Source organism: Sinorhizobium chiapasense (assembly GCF_036488675.1).
Lineage (GTDB): Bacteria > Pseudomonadota > Alphaproteobacteria > Rhizobiales > Rhizobiaceae > Sinorhizobium > Sinorhizobium chiapasense.
The window spans coordinates 4,270,777-4,290,929 of the sequence record NZ_CP133148.1 but is presented as its reverse complement, the minus strand read 5'-3'; the positions used below and the strand labels follow the sequence as shown (position 1 = coordinate 4,290,929).

Below are 20,153 nucleotides of genomic sequence, written 5' to 3'. Positions count from 1 at the left end.
GCTCGTTTTTATGACAAGCCGTGGCCAGACACATGTGCCACGATGCTGACGCTCCCTGAAAAAGATTTACGAAGCCCGATCCTCGATGCCGACACTCTATCATCACCCCATGTCCTCCGCCTCCCGGTTCGTACGCCTGATTCTTTCGGAATACGGCTACCAGACCGAGCTGAGCGAGGAGCAGCCTTGGGAGAACCGGCGGGACTTTCTGGCTCTCAATCCGGCGGGCACGCTACCGGTCTATGTCGACGACAGCATGCGCGCGCTCTGCGGCGCGACGATCATTTCCGAATATCTCGACGAAACGAACGGCATTCTGAAGCGCGATCGCCGGCTGCTCGCCGAGGATCCTTTCCAGCGGGCGGAGATTCGCCGGCTCACCGAATGGTTCCTGCAAAAGATGGAAGCCGATGTGACGCGCCCCTTGGTGCGCGAACGCATCTTCAAGCTGCAGATGACGCCGGATCAGGGCGGTGGCGCGCCCGATTCGAAAATCCTGCGCACGTCGCGCGCCAATATCCGCCAGCACATGAAATATCTCTCCTGGCTCGCCGGCTCGCGCCCCTGGCTTGCGGGCGACCGCATCTCCTATGCCGACCTCGCCGCGGCCGCCGCGATCTCCGTGCTCGACTATCTCGGCGAGATCGACTGGTCCGAGGCGCCGACGGCGAAAGAGTGGTACCAGCGATTGAAGTCCCGCCCGTCCTTCCGCCCGCTGCTCGGCGAGCGGGTGCGCGGCGTCACACCGGTCTCGCACTATGCGGACCTCGACTTCTGAGGACAAGGCAATGCCCGGCGACGCCGTAAGAGCGGAGAACCAGGGCAGGAAGCGCAGCACGCTGACCGCGTTTCTGAAGAGCGAGGCGGCGGACAAGGGCTTCGACATCTGTCGCATCACGCGACCGGACGCCATTCCGGAGGCGCCGGCGCGGCTCAGACAGTTTCTGGCCGAAGGCGCTCACGGCACGATGGAGTGGCTCGCCGAAACGGCAGAACGGCGGTCCGATCCGCGTGTACTCTGGAGCGACGTCCGCTCGATCGTCATGTTCGGCATGAACTACGGTCCCGAGGACGATCCGCGCGCGATCCTTGACATGCGGGATCGCGGGGCGATTTCGGTCTATGCGCAGAACCGCGACTATCACGATGTCGTCAAGGGGCGGATCAAGGAGATCGCGACGCGCTTTGCCGCCCGCGCCGGCGAGGACGTGAAGGTCTTCGTCGATACGGCCCCGGTCATGGAAAAGCCGCTCGCCGAGAAAGCCGGCATCGGCTGGCAGGGCAAGCACACCAATCTCGTCAGCCGCGAATACGGTTCGTGGCTGTTTCTCGGCAGCCTTTTCACGACCGCCGACCTCGCCCTCGACGAGCCCGAGCGCGACCATTGCGGCTCCTGCCGGGCCTGTCTCGATGCCTGCCCGACCGGGGCCTTTCCGGCACCGTACCAGATCGACGCGCGGCGCTGCATTTCCTACCTGACGATCGAGCACAAAGGCCCGATCGAGCCCGAGCTCCGCCCTCTGATCGGCAACCGGATCTATGGCTGCGACGACTGTCTCGCGGCCTGTCCGTGGAACAAGTTCGCGCGCTCGGCCTCTGAGATGAAGTTCAAGCCGCGCGACGACCTCAAGGAGCCGGAGCTTCGTTTCCTGCTGACCTTGGACGACGCCTCGTTTCGCGCCTTCTTCTCCGGTTCTCCGGTCAAACGCATCGGTCGCGACCGTTTCGTCAGAAACGCCTTGATAGCGGCCGGCAATTCCGGTGAAAAAGACCTGATACCGCATTGCAAGGCGTTGGCCCGAGACGCTTGCCCAACGGTGAGGGCCATGGCCATCTGGGCGCTCTCGCGGCTATTGCCGCGCGACGAGCTTGCCGCCTTCGCCAGGCAGTGCGAACGGGAAACCGACAACGACGTTCTTTCGGAATGGGAAATGGCAGGAGTAAGCCGATGCATGTCCTGATTCTTGGCGCCGGCTATTCCGGCACGGCGATTGCGAAGGCGCTGGCGCCCGCGGCCCAGTCCGTGGCCGGCACCACCCGTTCGCCTGAAAGGCTCGCCGAGCTCGCGCAAGCCGGGATTCGTCCCCTCCTTTTCGATGGAGCGACGATATCCGCCGAGCTCGCGGAGGCGATGCGCCAGGCAACCCACCTCGTCCAGTCGATTGCCCCTGGTCAGGACGGCGACCCTATGTTCCGCACCGGCGTCACGCCGTTGCCCGAACTTCTGCCCAATCTTCGCTGGATCGGCTATCTTTCCACCGTCGGCGTCTATGGCGACCACAAGGGCGCCTGGGTGACGGAGGACACGCCCTACAAGCCTGTTTCCGAGCGTTCCATCCAACGGGTCGGGGCTGAGAATGCGTGGCTTACCTATGGCACCCAGCGCGGCATTCCGGTCGCGGTCCTGCGCCTTGCCGGCATTTACGGCCCGGGCCGCAATGCCTTTCGCAACCTCGCCGAAGGCACAGCACGCCGATTGGTGAAGCCCAATCAGGTCTTCAACCGCATTCGCGTCGAAGACATCGGATCGGCTGCCGCCTTCCTTGCCGACCGCGGCATGGGTGGGGTCTTCAACGTCACCGACGATGAACCGGCGCCGCCGCAAGATGTGGTAGCGGAAGCCGCCCGGCTGATGGGCGTCGAGCCGCCACCGGAAATACCCTTCGAGAGCGCCGAACTGTCGCCAATGGCGCGCTCCTTCTACGGCGAGAACAAGCGCGTCTCGAATGCCCGCCTTCGCGGGACGGGCTTCCAATTCGCCTTCCCGAACTATCGCGTGTCGCTTGCACAGTTGTGGCAAACAGGCATTTGGCGCGGGAAGTAGACTCCACCACAATTCGTCTATCCAGAATACCTCCGTTCGGATGAAAGCATGTTTTCAGATCATCCGATAGTAACGGTGAGCACGACTTATGTTTGACTGCCTAACGCTTGCCCATATTTGGCCTATACTTCGCCGCTTGCACAACTTTAGCGATAGTTAGCGGAATTCCATGAACGATAATGGTGGAAATTCATGCGAATTGAAATTTTAAATGATTTTTTTCCACCACAGGGAGTCTGCACTCGACGCGGACTCCTGTCCGACGTTTAATCCCTGATTCCAAAGAACTTCTCAGGAAGTTTTAAAATAATTCAAACAATCTTTCGTTTTAAATTTTCACTACATTTCAACAATAGCTAATGAATGGTTAACGGTTGAAGCACGGTTTTGCCATGTTTCGCCTCAATTAGCTCGATCAGCAGGGAAATTAACTAAACTTTCAAACCGTGGGGGTCGTCGCTTGAAACCAGCGAACATTAAAACTGCTGCCGCAGCAGTGCTATTCACCGTCGGGATGGGGTTGGTCTCGGCATCCGATAGTCAGGCAGCAGGGTCCGCTTGCGGCGGCGCATCCTGGTACGCCCTGACCTCCAAGACCGCGTCCGGCGAAAGAATGAACGCCGCCCGCCTCACCGCTGCCCACCGCAACCTCAAATTCGGCACCAAGGTCCAGGTGACCAACAAGCGCAACGGCAAGTCGGTCGTGGTCCGCATCAACGATCGCGGTCCGTTCATTCGCGGCCGCGTGCTCGATCTCTCGAAGGCGGCCGCCTCGCAGATCGGCATGATCCGCTCGGGAACCGCCAGCATCTGTTACCGCGTCATCAATTCCTGATGCGCCAATACTTCCGCCCGATTTTCGCACCGGGCGGATTTGTTCACGGAGACTACAGCGCCGCGCGTATCACCAGACGCGCACAGGACGCTGTAGCACTTTGAATTGCTGCATGTTTTTGCCCTTAAATCGCTGCGATTTAAGGAAACATGCAGTAGGCGCTCTCGCCCATTTATAGCGCTTCCGTCTTGCTCTTCGGTGCCATCGCCGCTACCACGGCGAAAAAGGAGTTCATCGAAGATGCGATTGGGCGGAAGGCTCGCCGGAGCCGTTGAGGTTCTTGACGACATAGAGAAGCGGAAGCGTCCCGTCGCCGATGCGCTCAAGGACTGGGGCCTTTCGCATCGTTTCGCCGGATCGGGCGACCGCGCAGCCATCGGCAACATCGTCTACGACGCGCTGCGGATGAAACTCTCCCACGCCTATCTGATGGACAGCGACAGCGCGGCCGCGCTTGGCCATGCGGTCATGTATCGGCAATGGGGTTTTACCGCCGAGACGCTTGCAGCGGAGCTGGCCGACGACAAGTTCGCGCCCGAGGCGCCTTCGGCGGAAATGATGAAGGCCTTTGCCGAGCGTCGGCTTGCAGATGCGCCCAAGCATGTGCAGGCGGATATTCCGGAATGGACGCAGGCCTCTTTCGAGGAGAACTTCTCCGACCACTGGCTCAATGAAGCCAAGGCGCTTGCCGGACGGCCGACACTGGACCTGCGCGTCAACACGTTGAAGGCGAGCCGCGACAAGGTCTTGAAGGCGCTCGAACGGAGCGGCGCCGAACCCGCTACGATCGCGCGCCACGGCGTGCGCATCCCGGCCGGCGAAGGCGCTTCGCGCCTGCCGAACGTTACCGCGGAGATCTCATTCCAGAAGGGCTGGTTCGAAGTTCAGGACGAAGGCTCGCAGATTGTCGCCGATCTCGTTTTCCCGCAGGAAGGCGAGCAGGTGCTCGACTACTGCGCCGGCGGCGGCGGCAAGACGCTCGCCATGTCGGCAGCAATGAACAACAAGGGCCAGGTCCACGCCTACGACACCGATCGCAAGCGTCTGGCGCCGATCATCGAGCGGCTGAAGCGTGCCGGCACCCGCAATGTGCAGGTGCATGAATCGGCGGACTCCCTCGCGCCGCTCGCCGGGCGCTTCGATCGCGTGCTTGTGGATGCGCCCTGCACCGGGACCGGCACGTGGCGCCGCCGCCCGGACACGAAATGGCGGCTTACGCAAAAGAACCTCGAGGAGAGGCTGGCGCAGCAGGAGGAAGCCCTTGCAAGCGCCGCCCACTTCGTCCGGCCGGGCGGGTATCTGATCTACGTGACTTGCTCGGTGCTTCCCGAGGAAAACGAGTCGCAGGTCTACGGCTTCTGCGAGGACAATCCGGAATTCGAGATCCTCTCGGCCGCCGACACATGGGCGACACTCTTCGGCAGCGACAAACCGCCGCCGTGGTCGGCCGACATGAAGACGGTCACGCTGACGCCCGCCTCGACAGGGACCGACGGCTTCTTCTTCTGCCTTATGGGCCGAAAGAGCTAATGCCGGATCGCCGGCCGGCGTTTTCGCGCGCCGGGAAAAGATTGAAAGCATTCTAAACTATACACTTTGACACAAGTTTACTTTTGGTCCATGACAGGCCGGCTTAGCGGGCCTTGAGACGTTGCTCGGCCTGGAAGGAGCAAAGGAGAGGGTCATGACCAAGAGTTTCATCCGCGCCGCCACGCTGGCGCTCATGACGGCAACGTCGGCGCTGGCCTTGCAGCCGGCGAATGCCGCCACCGACGCCGCTGCGGTCGTCAAGCACTATGCTGCGGTTGCACACGCCAAATACGAAGACGCCCTGACGACAGCAGAAGCCCTCGACAAGGCGGTCGACGCGCTGATCGCCAGCCCGAGCGAAGAGACTTTGAAGGCTGCGCGTGAAGCCTGGCTCAAGGCGCGCAACCCCTATCAGGAAACCGAGGTCTATCGTTTCGGCAATACGATCGTCGACGAATGGGAAGGCAAGGTGAACGCCTGGCCGCTCGACGAGGGCCTGATCGACTATGTCGATCAGAGCTACGGCACCGAAAGCGACGAGAACGCTCTCTTCGTTGCCAACGTGATCGCCAACAAGTCGATCAAGATCGACGGCAAGGACGTCGACTCGACGAACATCACGCCGGAATTCCTGTCCGGAACGCTGCAGGAAGCCGGTGGCATCGAGGCGAATGTCGCGACCGGCTACCACGCGATCGAATTCCTGCTCTGGGGACAGGACCTGAACGGCACCGGCGCGGGCGCCGGCAACCGCTCCCATACCGACTTCGACACCAAGGCCTGCACGAACGGCAACTGCGACCGCCGCGCCGCCTATCTGAAGGCAGCCTCCAGCCTGCTCGTTTCCGATCTGAAGGAGATGGTCGCCAACTGGACGCCGGATGGCGCCGCCGCCAAGGCCGTCGAAGCCGACCCCAAGGCCGGCCTCGCGACCATCCTCACCGGCATGGGCTCGCTTTCCTACGGGGAGCTCGCCGGCGAGCGCATGAAGCTCGGGCTGCTGCTGCATGATCCGGAAGAAGAGCACGATTGCTTTTCGGACAACACGCACAACTCGCATCTCCATGACGCGATCGGCATCCAGTCCGCCTATACCGGCGAATATACCCGTATCGACGGCACGAAGCTGACCGGTCCTTCGCTCTCCGAACTCGTTGCCGCGAAGGACGCGGCGCTGGATAAGGAACTGAAGGACAATCTCGCCGCCACCGTCGAAAAAATGCAGGCGATGGCCAAGCGCGCTGAAACCGTCGAAGCCTATGATCAGATGATCGGTGAAGGCAATGCGGAGGGTAACGCCACCGTCCAGGCCGCGATCGATGGCCTGATTGCGCAGGCGAAGACCGTCGAACGCGTCATCGCGTCGCTCGATCTCGGCACGATCGAGCTTGAAGGTTCCGACAGCCTGGATAATCCTAGCGCCGTCTTCCAATGAGCCGAAAGGCGGGCCGCTCCGAAAGGGTGCGGCCCGGCCCAAGTCCAATGCATGTGCCGACCGCCCCTTTCCTCGCCCTGCCGTTCGCTGCGCTGATCGGCCTCACCGCCGCGGCATCGGCGACAGGCGATGATCTTGGCCTCGCTGCGAAAGCGGAATCCCAGAAAACTGCAGTCGATACCCCCCTCTGCCCTGCCGGGCATCTCCCCCACAGGGGGGGAGATTGGCCGGAAGCAAGGCCCTGCCCGACGGTGAGCGCGCAAACGCTGAATCCGCCGAGTTCAGCAGTACATGCACTGAGCAATCGGTTGAGAGGGGCATCGCCCCTTGCCGATCTCCCCCCTTGTGGGGGAGATGCCCGGCAGGGCAGAGGGGGGTGCAACTTCGAACGCGAAGACCTTTCCGAGCACGACCGCAAACGCGTGCTGACCGTTACCCGGCCGACGACGGATTTCTCCAGGGCCGAACAGTTCGAGGCGCTTTCCGCCGGCGCGGCAACGACGATTGCGCCGATCGACCGGCAAATCTTCTCCCAGTTTTCGGCGAACCTGCCCTTCGAGGCCGAGCAGAACTTCAAGCTCGGCAAGGCGCTTTTCGAGAAGCTCTGGGTTTCGTCGCCCTCCTCCACGCAAGCCTCCGACGGGCTCGGCCCGCTCTACAACGCCCGTGCCTGCGAGAGCTGTCATCCGCGCGACGGGCGGGGTCATCCCCCGGAAGGGGCGTCCGACGCAACGTCGATGTTCTATCGCCTTGCTCGTGCGCCGCGTGACGACGCCGAACAGGAAATGATCGCCTCCCATGCCGCGCTCAATTTTCCAGATCCCGTCTACGGTGCGCAACTTCAGGACAGCGCCGTGCCGGGGCTTGCGGCCGAAGGGCGCGTAACGGTCACCTACCGGGAAGAGCAGGTGGGCCTTGCGGATGGCGAGACGGTCTCCCTGCGGAAGCCGCACTATACGGTCACCGGCCTCGGTTATGGCCCGCTCGATCCGACGACGACGCTCTCGCCGCGGGTCGCTTCGCCGATGATCGGTCTCGGACTGATCGAGGCGATCCACGACGCCGACCTTTTCGCGCGCGCAGATCCGGGAGACCGCGACGAGGACGGTATCAGCGGGCGGCCTGCCCTGATCCGCGACGCCAAAAACGGAACCATGGTGCTTGGCCGCTTCGGCTGGAAGGCCCAAAGCCCGACGCTCAGCCGACAGGCCGCCGACGCCTTCGCCATCGACATCGGTCTCTCCAGTCCGGGCAACGACCGCAGCCACGGTGACTGCACCGAGGCGCAGAGGGAATGCCTGGCGCTTCCGACCGGCGTTCAGGAACGGCTCGGCCCCGTCGAAGCGCCCGACCCGGTGCTTGGCCTCGTCGCCTTCTATGCCTCCAACCTGGCCGTGCCCGCCCGCCGCAAGGCGAGCTTCCCCGAAACCTTGCGGGGCAAGCAACTCTTCTACGAATCCGGCTGCACGGCCTGCCATGTGCCGAAATTCGTGACCCGGCGCGATGCGCCGCACAAGGAGCAGGCGTTCCAGTTGATCTGGCCCTATTCGGATTTCCTGCTGCACGACATGGGCGAAGGTCTTGCCGACGGCCAGCAAGTCGGCGTCGCCGATGGCCGCGAGTGGCGCACGGCGCCGCTCTGGGGGATCGGACTGACGCAAACCGTGAGCGGCCACACCTTCTTCCTTCACGACGGCCGCGCCCGCAATCTTACCGAGGCCATCCTGTGGCACGGCGGTGAAGCGGAAAAGGCCCGCAACGCGTTCGTTTCCTTGCCGAAGGACGACCGAAAGGCACTGATCACATTCCTGGAGTCACTCTGATGCGCCCGAGCCTTCCCCTAACCCTGGCCGTCATCCTGCTCACGGCGATCGCCGCCCCGACAGCCGCGCAAGAAGGTGCAGCGCTCTCGCCGCGTGTCGTCGACGAAGCCGCCGTGCCGGGCGTCATGGCAAAGGCGGTGGACGGCTTCATCATCCCCGGCTATCGCGGCCTCGCGGAGGCGACGGCCGGCCTTGCGGAAACGAGCGCCGCGCTTTGCAAGACGCCATCGGCAGCGGCGCTCGAGGCCGCCCGCTCGGCCTTTTCGGGCGTCGTGCAGAGATGGTCGGCGATCGAGATCATCCGCCTCGGCCCGGCCCTCGAACAGAACCGCTTCGAGCGCTTCCTCTTCTATCCGGACCGCAAGAGCACCGGTCTGAAGCAGGTGCAGGCGATCCTTGCCAAGGAAGACGAACGCGCAACGCACGCCGAGAGCCTCAAGACGAAAAGCGTCGCTGTCCAGGGCCTCGGGGCGCTCGAATACGTACTCTACGGCACCGGGGCAGATACGCTTGCGGGAAAGGACGGCGCCTTTCGCTGCCGCTACGGCGTCGCGATATCGGAGAACCTGAGGGCGATCGCCGGCGAGATCCTCGCCGAATGGGAAAGGCCGGACGGAATCCAGGCCGCCTGGAGGAAGCCGGGTCCCGACAATCCGCTCTTCCGCGACAGCAAGGAAGCCGCAAGCGAACTCCTCGGCATCCTCGTCCACAGCGTCGAGATGGTGAAGGACCAGCGGCTGCGGCCGTTCTACGCCGGCACCGTCGACGGAAAGTCGGATAAGGGACGTCCAAGGCTCGCCATCTACTGGCGCTCGGTCAATACGATGCCGTCCATTTCCGCGAATCTGCGCGCCCTGCAAAAACTCTTCAATACGGCCGGCATGGAAAGCCTGCTTCCAGCCGACAGCCGCTCGATCGCCGGCTCGATCAATTTCCTCTTCCACGTGCTGATCCGCGCCGCGGACCGCATCGAGGGACCGATCGATGCCGTGCTTGCGGACGAGAATCAGCGTGCCACACTCGACTTCATCACGCTCAACACCGCCGACCTGCTCGATCGATTCAACCGCGAATTCGGCGGCGCCATCGGCCTTGGCGCCGGCTTTTCCTTTGCCGACGGCGATTGACACGGCAAGTTGACACGGCAACGTGAAGGGGCCTGGCAGCCCGGCGGTTGACAAGCCGCCCTTTTGGGCGCAAAGCGCAATTCGTGTCCGCTGTCGCGGGCATGTTTCACCTACCAAGGATCAACCGGAATGAACCCCGACAGTCGAAGTCGAGCCTTCACGCTCACGGCCGTCCGGTCCTGATTGATCAGGGCTTCAGGCGGTCGGACGACTCGCTCATGGAGCCCCGCATGCTGCGCATCTACAAAGGCCAGAACAACCATCTCGCGCCCGTCGACCTTCTCAACGGCCTGGCATCCCAGGAACCGGTGATCTGGTTCGACCTCTTCAATCCCTCGAGCGAGGAAACGCGCCTCGTCGAAGACCGCCTCGGCATCGCCATCCCGACACGCGACGAAATGCAGGAAATCGAGCTTTCCGACCGCCTCTACCAGGAGGACGGCGCCGAGTTCATGACGATGACCGCCGCGGCGAAGCTCGACAGCGACTATCCGGCAAAAGTGCCGGTGACGTTCATTCTCAAGGGAACGAGTCTCGTCACGGTGCGTCACGCCGATCCGAAGCCGTTCCAGGTCTATGCCAACCGGATCCAGAGGCCGAACGGAGCGGCGTGCGAAACCGGTGAGTTGGTGATGCTGGGGCTGCTCGAGGCGATGATCGACCGCACGGCGGATGCGCTGGAGCGCGCCGGCAACGAGGTCGACGCGATCTCGCGCGAAGTCTTCCGCAAATCGAACGCCAGCGCCACCAAGAAGACGCGAGACCTGCAATCGCTGATCGAGCAGATCGGCCAGAAGGGCGACCTGCTGACGATTATTCGTGAAAGTCTGGTGAGCGTCGGCAGGCTCGTCGCCTACCACGTGGCAATCGAGGGAAGCGGCCAGCGCAAGGCAGCCAAGGAGAGCCGGCAGCGGACCAAGCTGATCCAGCGCGACGCAGCCTCGCTCGGCGACCACGCGCTGTTCCTGTCGAACAAGATCAATTTCCTGCTCGACGCAACGCTCGGCCTCATCAATCTCGAACAGAACCAGATCATCAAGATCTTCTCGGTCGCGGCGGTCGTGTTCCTGCCGCCGACGCTGGTCGCCTCGATCTACGGCATGAATTTCGACGTCATGCCGGAGATGAAATGGCAACTCGGCTACCCCTACGCGCTATCCATGATGGTGCTGTCGGCGCTGTTGCCCTTTCTCTATTTCAAGCGCCGTGGCTGGCTCTGAGACGATAATCTGCTAAACCCAATCGAGATCGGCGGCAGCATCGCCGCCGTCATCGTCCCGTTTGTGGCAGGACGCGCATGACCGCGAAAACACTCATCGATCGACGCAGCTTCGTCAAAATGGCGGGCGCCGCCTGGATGGCAACGCTTGCGCCGCGTGGCGCTTTCGCGCTTGAAAGAGCGGATGCCGTCTACGCCTCGGCCTTCATGGCGCCGGACGGCAGCTTCGGCGTCGCGACCCTCACCGACGAGGGCCAAATCATCGACCGGACGCTGCTGCCGGCGCGGGCGCACGGCATGGCCTTCTCGCCGGAAAGCCGCCGCACTGTCGCCTTTGCCCGCCGGCCGGGCACCTACGCGATGATCCTTTCGGCCGATGGCGCCACCGAACCGGTCGTGATTACAGCCGCCGAAGGCCGCCACTTCTTCGGCCACGGCTGCTTTTCCGCCGACGGGCGCCTGCTCTATGCGACCGAGAACGACTTTTCCGCCAATCGCGGCATGATCGGCATTTACGACGGCACGAGGGGATTTGCCCGGATCGGCGAATTTCCGACCTACGGCATCGGGCCGCATGACATGACCCTTGCGGCCGACCGGCGGACGCTCGCGATCGCCAATGGCGGCATCGAGACCCACCCGGACTTCGGCCGGACCAAGCTCAATCTCGACCACATGGAGCCGAGTCTGACGCTGGTCGACACCGTCACGGGTGCGCTCATCGAAAAGCGATTGCTGCCGAGAGAACTTAGCCGGCTATCGACACGCCACGTGGACATCGGCGCCGATGGAACGATATGGTTCGCCTGCCAATATGAAGGGCCGCGCAACGACCTGCCGCCGCTCGTCGGGCATTTCTCGCGAGGTGAGGACCTTGCCTTTGTCACTCTTCCCGAGCGAACGACCGAGGCGCTCGCCAACTATGTCGGCGCGATCGCCGTCAATCGTCGCGAAGGGCTCGTCGGACTGACATCGCCGAAGGGCAACGTCGCCGTCACGCTCGATGCCCGGACGGGCGCCGTCTTGAATGAGACGTTCGTCGCGGAGGCCGCAGGTGTCGCCGCCGCCACGCACTGCTTCGCCGTCTCCTCCTACGAAGGACGCTTCCGGGAGCGCAAAAGCGCCGTTGCCTGGGACCAGCATATTGTCAGGTTAGGGTAGAGGGGCCGCCGACGTCACATCGCGGCATTTCCGGCGCCTGAAAGCATCGCGAGATCGTCCCAGCGATAGGCGACCTGATCATAGCTTTCTCCGCCGACGCTGACGCGTCCTCGGCCGACGACGCGCGCGCCGAGCCGTTCGTAAAACACGCGGTTCGGATTGCCTGCCAGCACCCAGGCAAAAAGCGACGAAGCGCCCGCGTCCCGGCAATGCCGCGCAACCGTGCGTACCAGCGCGGAGCCGATGCCGGCACCCTGGAACTCCTCCAGCAGGTAGAGCGTGTAGAGCTCGCGGTCGAAAGCCGGCGGCATCCCTCGTGCTCGCCCGTAGCTCGCCAGGCCGATCACCTTCTTCGTGGCCATATCGGCCGCGACCATATGGAAAACGCCCGCGGCGCGCATGCGGCGCGCATGCCGGATCGCCTGATCCTCGACCGTCATCGCATCGAGATAGGCGTCGGAGATGATGCCCCGAAACGTCGACCGCCAGGTTTCGACAAGCACCGACGCCATCATCAGGACGTCGTCGGGTTCGGCAGGTCGGATTTCAATGCGTCTGATGTTCCTCATCGTAAACATATATGGATCAGCCGGGTTTCGCGAAAGCAAGCGCGCACCGCAACTGTCGCATATTTCGCCCGGATGTGGTTCGCCGCATGTCGGGCCAATGACCTCCCGGCGCGTCGATTTTCCGCCTCGCCCGCGCTTGTCCTGCTTCCGCGCGCATGCCACTGTCGGCCCGACGCGGGCGCTTGGTCCCGCCCTCGGAAAGGCTTCTTCTATTGATTGACGACGGCGAGCTGCAGGATTTTCGCACCCGCATCCGGGAAAGCTTCGACCGCCAGGCGGCGATGCACACGATCGGCGCGGAGTTGACACGCATCGAGCAGGGAACGGTGGAGATCGAGCTGCCCTTCGATCCCAAGCTGACGCAGCAGCACGGCCTGCTGCATGCCGGCGTGATCTCCGCCGCGCTCGATGCCGCCGGAACCTATGCCGCCTATTCCGTCATCGACCCCGGCGCATCGTTGCTGACGATCGAGTTCAAGGTGAACCTGCTTTCGCCCGGCCGCGGCGACCGCTTCCTGTTCCGCGGTGAGGTGACGAAGCCCGGCACGACCATCATCGTCTCCGATGGGCGGGCCTATGCCATCCGGCCGGACGGGCCGGCAAAGCTGATCGCCTCGATGACGGGGACGATGATGGTCGTGCGCGGGCGCGAGGGGATCGAGGGATGAGCTTTGAACTGAAGCCGGTGGCCGGTAGCAAGATCCTTTACGTCATGGCGGTCGATGCCGAATACGGGGCACGCCTGCGGGCCCGGATCGCACCACTGATGACGGGCGTCGGCCCGGTCGAAGCCGCCGTCGCTCTGACCCGAACGCTCGCCGAACTCGATGCCGGCAGCAGCCTGCCCGATCTCGTCGTTTCGCTCGGCTCGGCGGGGTCCGCCACACTCGAACAGACCGAAGTCTACCAGGCGACGTCGGTCGGCTATCGCGACATGGACGCGTCCGCGCTCGGCTTCGAGAAAGGGGCGACGCCGTTCCTCGATCTTCCCGCGGTCGTCAAACTGCCCCTGCGCATCCCGGGCGTGAAGGAGGCGCGGCTTTCGACCGGTGGCAACATCGTCTCGGGGAAGGCCTATGACGGCATCGACGCCGACATGGTCGAGATGGAAACCTTCGCGGTCCTGCGCGCCTGCCAGTCCTTCGGCCTGCCGCTGATCGGCCTGCGCAGCATTTCGGACGGCAAGGCGGAATTGAAGCACGTCGACGACTGGACGGAATATCTGCACGTCATCGACGAAAAGCTGGCGGCGACGGTCGACCGACTGGAGGCGGCGCTCGAAAACCACGAGATCCGGCTCTGACGATCCTTCATCCGGCGGTATATTGTCGGGGTGCAATGTAATCGTTGCGCCAAGGCCGGGCTTTCATTAAAGGCTCGCCATGATCAAGCTCGCTTGAAGGCCCGACATGACCCAGACAGCCCATCCCGACACCGTTCTCATCATCGACTTCGGCAGCCAGGTGACCCAACTCATCGCCCGGCGCGTGCGCGAATCCGGCGTCTATTGCGAAATCGTGCCGTTCCAGTCGGCCGAGGAAGGCTTCAAGCGCCTGAAGCCGAAGGCGGTGATCCTGTCCGGCAGCCCGGCTTCGACGCTCGAGATCGGTTCGCCCCGTGCGCCCTCGGTCATCTTCGACAGCGGTCTGCCGGTCTTCGGCATCTGCTATGGCCAGCAGACCATATGCGCCCAACTCGGTGGCAAGGTGGAAGGCGGCCATCACCGCGAGTTCGGCCGGGCCTTCCTGGAAGTTGAGAAAGAATGCGCGCTTTTCGATGGTCTCTGGTCGGTCGGCTCGCGCCACCAGGTCTGGATGTCGCACGGCGACCGCGTCACGGCGATCCCGGAAGGTTTCGAGGTGGTCGCGACCTCGTCGAACGCGCCCTTCGCCTTCATCGCCGACGAGAAGCGCAAATATTATGCGGTGCAGTTCCATCCGGAAGTTGTCCACACGCCGGACGGTGCCAAGCTGATCGCAAACTTCGTGCACAAGATCGCCGACATCAAGAGCGACTGGACCATGTCGGCCTATCGCGCCAACGCGGTCGAGGCGATCCGTGAGCAGGTCGGCGACAAGAAGGTGATCTGTGCTCTTTCCGGCGGTGTCGATTCCTCCGTCGCAGCCCTTCTCATCCACGAAGCCGTCGGCGACCAGCTCACCTGCATCCTCGTCGACCATGGCCTGATGCGCAAGGACGAGGCGGCGAACGTCGTCGCCATGTTCCAGGAACATTACAACCTCCACCTCCTCCACATCGATGCCTCCGACCGCTTCATCGGCGAACTCGAAGGTGTCAGCGATCCGGAGACCAAGCGCAAGATCATCGGCCGTCTCTTCATCGAGGTCTTCGAGGAAGAGGCAAAGAAGCTCGGCGGCGCGGATTTCCTCGCGCAGGGCACGCTCTATCCGGACGTGATCGAAAGCGTTTCCTTCACCGGCGGCCCGTCGGTGACAATCAAGTCGCACCACAATGTCGGCGGCCTGCCGGAGCGCATGAACATGCAGCTCGTCGAGCCGCTGCGCGAACTCTTCAAGGACGAGGTGCGCGTGCTCGGCCGCGAACTCGGCCTGCCGGACAGCTTCATCGGCCGCCATCCTTTCCCGGGTCCGGGTCTTGCGATCCGCTGCCCCGGCGGCATCACCCGCGAAAAACTCGAAATCCTGCGCGAGGCGGACGCGATCTATCTCGACGAGATCCGCAAGGCGGGTCTCTACGACGCGATCTGGCAGGCCTTCGCCGTGCTGCTCCCGGTACAGACGGTCGGCGTCATGGGCGACGGCCGTACCTACGAATTCGTCTGTGCGCTGCGCGCCGTAACCTCCGTCGACGGCATGACAGCGGATTTCTACCACTACGACATGGAATTCCTCGGCCGCGCCGCAACGCGCATCATCAACGAGGTCCGCGGCATCAACCGCGTCGTTTACGACGTGACCTCAAAGCCCCCGGGCACGATCGAGTGGGAGTGAGGGCTCCGAAGCGTTCCTTGCTCCTAATTTCTGAAGGGCGCGCCTTGGTGCGCCCTTTTCGCATTCCCATGTATTTGATTTATCGCCGTTGGATATGCTGAACCCCGGGGAGTATTGCATGACTTCGGACCAGCTTTCTATCTCCGGTGAGATCACTCCGCATATGACGCCTTACTGCAGCGACCGCAAAGTCCCGCGCGTCGATCTCGCGAGGCCGATCGCATGGACAATTCAAGACTTCGCACTTGTCCATACGCGCAAAGGACGGGGCGAATTCAGGACTGTCCATCGCTGGCGGCTTCCGCTCTGACGGAAGAAGCACGATGCGGCTACTGCAATTCAAAGTGCTACAGCGTCCTTTGCGCGTCTGATAAGACGCGCGGCGCTGTAGTGCCGGGTGACGAGCGTGCCAGGGTCGATGCCACTCCTACATACTTGCGGAACTGGACAGGAGCACCGATAAGCGCTCATCAATAAGTGACGGGGAGAGACCGTGGAAATTTCGGACATCATCATCACCGGCGACACGCCGGGCGTCGAATGGCGACTGCCGGTCTTCCGGTTCAAGGGGACGAAACCGGAGGCACCGCGGACCTATATCCAGGCGGCGCTTCATGCGAACGAACTGCCGGGCACGGCGCTCTTGCATTTCCTTCTGGAGAGGCTGCGCCAGGCGGATACCGACGGCGCAATACTCGGCGATATCACCGTCGTTCCGCAGGCAAATCCGATCGGTTCGGCGCAGTCGCTTTTCGGCGAGCTGCAAGGTCGCTTCGATCTCGGCTCCCGCGCCAATTTCAACCGTGACTTCCCGCTGATTTCCCTCAGCGAGCGCGACACCCTGCTCGAAGACCTCGACCGATATTCGGCGGCCGACAGGTTGAAGCGGCATCTCATCCACATGGCGCTTGGCGCCGAGCTGGTGCTCGACCTCCATTGCGACGACGAGGGGCTGCCATACGCCTATATCGACGAGGCTTTCTGGCCGGAAGCCGCGGACCTCGCCGCGACGCTCGATATGAAAGCCGTGCTTCTCTCCGATGGCGAAAGCTCCGCTTTCGAGGAAGCGGTCGGTTATGCCTGGAAAAACGAGGCCGAAGGCCGGAAGAGGACGGCCCTGCCCGGCAGACTTTCCGTGACCGTGGAGCTGCGCGGCACGCGCGATGTCTATCCGGAAATTGCAAGGAAGGATGCCGAAGGCGTCTGGCAGTTTCTGCTCGGTCGCGGCGTGGTTACAGGGGCGCGCCTCGATCTTCCGACCTTTGCCGGACGAGCCGTGCCGCTCGACAACATCGAGATGATCCGGGCGCCCGTATCCGGCGCGATCCTGTTCCATCGCGATATCGGCGAAAGCGTGAAGGCTGGAGACCTGCTCGCGACGATCCTCGCCAAGCCCGGCATGCCGGACGGCGCGGTGGAAGTGAGAGCTCCGCAGGACGGGCTGATTGTCACGCGCGTCTCGACGCGTTTCGCACGCCGCCGGTCGGACCTGATGAAGATCGCCTGTGCGGAACCCTCGAGCGCGGCGCGCAAGCCGGGCACACTGGAGGCGTGATTGTTGGTAGCGGCAATGCCCCTCACCCTAGCCCTCTCCCCGCAGGCGGGGAGAGGGGACTGAACGGTCGCCGCGAGTGTCCCTTCGCCCCGCTTGCGGGGAGAAGGTGGCCGGCAGGCCGGATGAGGGGCCATTGAAGCGCTCTTCGCCATCTACGGCGTGGCACCCGCCTGCATCTTCGGACTGTCAAGCAGGATGGTCGAGCGGAGCGTCTTGATTTCGGCGATCTGTTCGAACTCGCTCCAGAGCAGGCGCTTGTAGTCCGCAACATCGCGCACGGCGATCTTCAGCAGGAAGTCGAAATCGCCGGCAACCGTATGGCATTCGACCACTTCCGGCATGCGCGAGACCAGCTCGATGAAACGCTGTCCCACCTTGCTGGCGGTGCGCTCCAGCGTCACCTCGACAAAGGCCTGGAAGCCGATGCCGGTAGCCCTCGGATCCACGACGACCGTCTGGCGGATGACGCCGGCCGAATAGAGTCGCGCCAAGCGCCGCGACAATGGCGCCGGCGAGAGGCCGACCTTTTCCGCCAGTTCGTTGTTGCTTCTCGATGCGTCCTCGACGAGCAGGCGGACGATCCTCCGGTCGATCGCGTCCAGTTCCGTTTTTCCGCGCTCCATCGCGATTTCGCTCCGATCCATAAATGCGCAAATACTGGCATGATACTCACCAAATTACGCAAAAATAAGCAAGCCATATCCGCTCAACTCGCAAATATAGCGTCGAATTTGCGTCCGGACTATTTTACAGAGAGAACAAACTAGTCGCGCATGCGGCTTGCCTTTCCGCCTGCCCAAAACGACTATTCCTCGATTGTCAGCACCAGAGGGAAACTTGGCATGTTCGATGCTCTCGCCCGTCAACCCGACGACCCGTTGCTAGCCTTGATCGGCCTCTACCGAAAGGACGAGCGTCCCGGCAAGGTGGACCTTGGCGTCGGCGTCTATCGCGACGAAACCGGCCATACGCCGATCTTCCGGGCCGTGAAGGCGGCGGAGACGCGGCTCCTGAAAACCCAGGACACCAAAGCCTATGTGGGGCCCGAAGGGGACCATGTGTTCCTGGACCATCTCTGGACGCTCGTCGGCGGCGACACGGTCGAGCGGAGCCATATTGCAAGCGTGCAGACGCCGGGCGGCTCGGGCGCGCTGAGGCTCGCAGCCGACCTTATCCACCGCGTGGGCGGCCGACGGATCTGGCTCGGCCTGCCGAGCTGGCCGAACCATGCGGCAATCTTCAAGGCGGCGGGTCTCGAAACGGCAAGCTACGACTTCTTCGACATTCCGTCGCAGGCGGTGCTCTTCGACAATGTCATCGGGGCGCTCGAGGGTGCTGCGGCCGGTGACGCCGTTTTGCTGCACGCAAGCTGCCATAACCCGACCGGCGGCGCGCTGACAGAAGCGCAATGGCTGGAGATCGCTGCGCTCGTCGCGGAGCGGGGCCTCCTGCCGCTGGTCGATCTCGCCTATCAAGGCTTCGGCCGCGGCCTCAACGAGGACGTTGCCGGCCTGAGGCATCTCATCGGCGTCGTTCCCGAAGCGCTCGTCGCCGTTTCCTGCTCGAAATCCTTCGGTCTCTACCGTGAGCGCACCGGCGCCATCTACGCGCTCACCGCCTCGTCCACCTCCGCCGATACCGTGCGGTCCAACCTCGCCGGGCTCGCCCGCACCAGCTATTCCATGCCGCCGGATCACGGCGCCGCCGTCGTGCGCACGATCCTCGCTGACAAGGACCTTGCCCGCGAATGGGCGGAGGAACTCGAGGCGATGCGCCTGCGCATGACCGGCATCCGCCGGGCGCTTGCGGAAGGTCTCCGCACGCGCTGGCAGGCGCTCGGCGCGATCGCCGATCAGGAGGGGATGTTCTCGATGTTGCCGCTCTCGGAAGCGGAGGTGCTGCGGCTCAGAAGCGAGCACGGCATCTACATGCCGACGTCGGGCCGCATCAACATCGCCGGGCTGAAGACGGCGGAAGTCGCCGGCGTCGTCCGCAATTTCACGAGCCTGTGACGGAGCAGCGGGGATGAAGGTCGACGGAGAGGCCCGCATTGCCGTTGCGCCCGCCGAGCGCCACAGGCTCTATGAGGATGGGCTTGCCATCCTTACCGGCACGCTCGTCGTCTCGCTGGGCGTGGTGATCTACAGCAAGGCGGTGCTTTTGACCGGCAGCACCGCCGGCCTCGCCCTGCTTCTGCAATATGCAACCGGAGCCGGGTTCTGGCTGGTCTTCTCACTCGTGAACCTGCCCTTTTACGTTCTTGCCGTCCGGCGGCTCGGCTGGCCGTTCGCGTTGCGCACCTTCCTCGCCGTCAGCCTGGTCTCGCTGTTTTCCCGCCTGACGGCGCAATGGGTGGAGTTCGCGCGGATCGATCCGGTCTACGCCGCCGTTGTCGGCGGCGGGCTGATGGGGATGGGCCTGCTCGTTCTCTTCCGGCATCGCACCGGCCTCGGCGGCATCAACATCCTGGCGATCTATCTGCAGGAGAAATGGGGAATCCGCGCCGGCTATTTCCAGCTCGCAGTCGATCTGGCGATCCTCGCCGCCGCCTTCTTCGTGCTGCCGCCGGCGAATCTCGTGCTCTCGATCGTTGGCGCTTGCGTCGTCAACATGATCCTCGCGATCAACCACAAGCCCGGCCGATACGTCGGCATAACCTGAAGCGGCCGCTTCCGGGCTTTTCTCCGGGGCGGTGCCCCGCTATGTGGTTGCGCGCACTGTTGGAGACGGGAAGAGATTAGGCATGACGGTTACGATCTACGGCATCAAGAACTGCGACACGATGAAGAAGGCACGCAGCTGGCTCGAAGGCCGCGGCATCGCTTACAAGTTCCATGACTACAAGGCAGAGGGGATCGATCGTGCGCCTCTTGAACGCTGGTGCGACGAATTCGGCTGGGAAACGGTGCTCAACCGCTCGGGCACGACCTTCCGCAACCTGCCGGAGGCGGACAAGCAGGACATGACGGCCGACAAGGCGATCGCGCTCATGCTCAAGCAGCCGTCGATGATCAAGCGCCCGGTGCTCGATGCCGACGGCAAACTGCTCATCGGTTTCAAGCCGGAGTTCTATGAAGCCCGGTTCGGCGCGTAGGAGGCAGAC

Annotated in this window: 18 protein-coding genes and 2 pseudogenes; 17 read left to right on the top strand and 3 right to left on the bottom strand. The window is 63.3% G+C overall.

Annotated elements, in window-relative coordinates:
* Nucleotides 1-85: 85 nt before the first annotated feature.
* The 3 genes and pseudogenes from RB548_RS20365 to RB548_RS32175 all read left to right on the top strand — a co-directional run.
* Entirely contained in the window at nucleotides 86-778 is a 693-nt protein-coding gene (locus RB548_RS20365; protein ID WP_173511519.1) for a glutathione S-transferase family protein, read from the top strand.
* A gap of 10 nt (nucleotides 779-788) precedes the next feature.
* Nucleotides 789-1,961, top strand: coding sequence for a tRNA epoxyqueuosine(34) reductase QueG (gene queG, locus RB548_RS20360; RefSeq protein WP_331372993.1), 1,173 nt, complete (start codon nucleotides 789-791; stop codon nucleotides 1,959-1,961).
* A pseudogene (locus RB548_RS32175) lies at nucleotides 1,925-2,383 on the top strand (NAD(P)-binding domain-containing protein); the annotation flags it as partial. The gene queG and the pseudogene RB548_RS32175, both read left to right, overlap by 37 nt.
* Before the next feature lie 386 nt (nucleotides 2,384-2,769).
* On the opposite strand, the pseudogene RB548_RS32170 reads toward RB548_RS32175, so the two are convergent.
* Nucleotides 2,770-2,814: pseudogene (locus RB548_RS32170) on the bottom strand (hypothetical protein); the annotation flags it as partial.
* A 470-nt stretch (nucleotides 2,815-3,284) separates the two neighbouring features.
* Between RB548_RS32170 and RB548_RS20350 the strand changes: the two are divergent.
* The 7 genes from RB548_RS20350 (at nucleotide 3,285) to RB548_RS20320 (ending at nucleotide 11,954) form a co-directional block, all read left to right on the top strand.
* Entirely contained in the window at nucleotides 3,285-3,659 is a 375-nt protein-coding gene (locus tag RB548_RS20350; RefSeq protein WP_331372991.1) for a septal ring lytic transglycosylase RlpA family protein, read from the top strand.
* A 240-nt stretch (nucleotides 3,660-3,899) separates the two neighbouring features.
* On the top strand, nucleotides 3,900-5,189 hold the full coding sequence (locus RB548_RS20345) for an RsmB/NOP family class I SAM-dependent RNA methyltransferase (RefSeq protein WP_331372990.1): 1,290 nt from the start codon (nucleotides 3,900-3,902) through the stop codon (nucleotides 5,187-5,189).
* A 154-nt stretch (nucleotides 5,190-5,343) separates the two neighbouring features.
* The gene (locus tag RB548_RS20340; RefSeq protein ID WP_331372989.1) at nucleotides 5,344-6,624 is read left to right on the top strand and encodes an imelysin family protein; all 1,281 of its coding nucleotides are present in this window, start codon (nucleotides 5,344-5,346) and stop codon (nucleotides 6,622-6,624) included.
* A 47-nt stretch (nucleotides 6,625-6,671) separates the two neighbouring features.
* Complete coding sequence (locus tag RB548_RS20335; protein ID WP_331372988.1) at nucleotides 6,672-8,447, top strand: di-heme oxidoreductase family protein; 1,776 nt, start codon at nucleotides 6,672-6,674, stop codon at nucleotides 8,445-8,447.
* Nucleotides 8,447-9,574 (top strand): imelysin family protein, encoded by a 1,128-nt coding sequence (locus RB548_RS20330; RefSeq protein WP_331372987.1) that lies wholly within the window; start codon nucleotides 8,447-8,449, stop codon nucleotides 9,572-9,574. Before RB548_RS20335 ends, RB548_RS20330 begins: the two co-directional genes overlap by 1 nt.
* Nucleotides 9,575-9,804: 230 nt before the next feature.
* The gene (locus tag RB548_RS20325) at nucleotides 9,805-10,794 is read left to right on the top strand and encodes a magnesium transporter CorA family protein (RefSeq protein ID WP_331372986.1); all 990 of its coding nucleotides are present in this window, start codon (nucleotides 9,805-9,807) and stop codon (nucleotides 10,792-10,794) included.
* A gap of 77 nt (nucleotides 10,795-10,871) precedes the next feature.
* Nucleotides 10,872-11,954, top strand: a complete 1,083-nt coding sequence (locus RB548_RS20320) for a DUF1513 domain-containing protein (protein ID WP_331372985.1) — start codon at nucleotides 10,872-10,874, stop codon at nucleotides 11,952-11,954.
* Nucleotides 11,955-11,968: 14 nt separating this feature from the next.
* Here the strand turns inward: RB548_RS20320 and RB548_RS20315 are convergent, their stop codons facing one another.
* Nucleotides 11,969-12,523, bottom strand: a complete 555-nt coding sequence (locus RB548_RS20315; RefSeq protein WP_331372984.1) for a GNAT family N-acetyltransferase — start codon at nucleotides 12,521-12,523, stop codon at nucleotides 11,969-11,971.
* Between the two features lie 281 nt (nucleotides 12,524-12,804).
* On the opposite strand from RB548_RS20315, the gene RB548_RS20310 reads away from it, so the two are divergent.
* The 4 genes from RB548_RS20310 (at nucleotide 12,805) to RB548_RS20295 (ending at nucleotide 17,050) form a co-directional block, all read left to right on the top strand.
* Complete coding sequence (locus RB548_RS20310; protein ID WP_408642428.1) at nucleotides 12,805-13,191, top strand: PaaI family thioesterase; 387 nt, start codon at nucleotides 12,805-12,807, stop codon at nucleotides 13,189-13,191.
* The gene (locus tag RB548_RS20305) at nucleotides 13,188-13,826 is read left to right on the top strand and encodes a 5'-methylthioadenosine/S-adenosylhomocysteine nucleosidase (RefSeq protein WP_331372983.1); all 639 of its coding nucleotides are present in this window, start codon (nucleotides 13,188-13,190) and stop codon (nucleotides 13,824-13,826) included. Before RB548_RS20310 ends, RB548_RS20305 begins: the two co-directional genes overlap by 4 nt.
* Nucleotides 13,827-13,932: 106 nt before the next feature.
* Nucleotides 13,933-15,495 carry a glutamine-hydrolyzing GMP synthase gene (guaA, locus tag RB548_RS20300; protein WP_331372982.1) on the top strand — a complete coding sequence of 521 codons (1,563 nt, stop codon included), beginning with the start codon at nucleotides 13,933-13,935 and terminating at the stop codon, nucleotides 15,493-15,495.
* 493 nt (nucleotides 15,496-15,988) lie between these two features.
* Complete coding sequence (locus RB548_RS20295) at nucleotides 15,989-17,050, top strand: succinylglutamate desuccinylase/aspartoacylase domain-containing protein (RefSeq protein ID WP_331372981.1); 1,062 nt, start codon at nucleotides 15,989-15,991, stop codon at nucleotides 17,048-17,050.
* Nucleotides 17,051-17,202: 152 nt separating this feature from the next.
* Here the strand turns inward: RB548_RS20295 and RB548_RS20290 are convergent, their stop codons facing one another.
* The gene (locus tag RB548_RS20290) at nucleotides 17,203-17,673 is read right to left on the bottom strand and encodes an Lrp/AsnC family transcriptional regulator (RefSeq protein WP_331372980.1); all 471 of its coding nucleotides are present in this window, start codon (nucleotides 17,671-17,673) and stop codon (nucleotides 17,203-17,205) included.
* Between the two features lie 219 nt (nucleotides 17,674-17,892).
* On the opposite strand from RB548_RS20290, the gene tatA reads away from it, so the two are divergent.
* From tatA to RB548_RS20275, 3 genes are all read left to right on the top strand, one after another.
* Entirely contained in the window at nucleotides 17,893-19,062 is a 1,170-nt protein-coding gene (gene tatA / locus RB548_RS20285) for a tyrosine aminotransferase (protein WP_331372979.1), read from the top strand.
* A 13-nt stretch (nucleotides 19,063-19,075) separates the two neighbouring features.
* Nucleotides 19,076-19,711, top strand: a complete 636-nt coding sequence (locus tag RB548_RS20280; protein ID WP_331372978.1) for a YitT family protein — start codon at nucleotides 19,076-19,078, stop codon at nucleotides 19,709-19,711.
* Nucleotides 19,712-19,793: 82 nt separating this feature from the next.
* Nucleotides 19,794-20,144, top strand: a complete 351-nt coding sequence (locus RB548_RS20275; protein ID WP_331372977.1) for an ArsC family reductase — start codon at nucleotides 19,794-19,796, stop codon at nucleotides 20,142-20,144.
* Nucleotides 20,145-20,153: the final 9 nt, after the last annotated feature.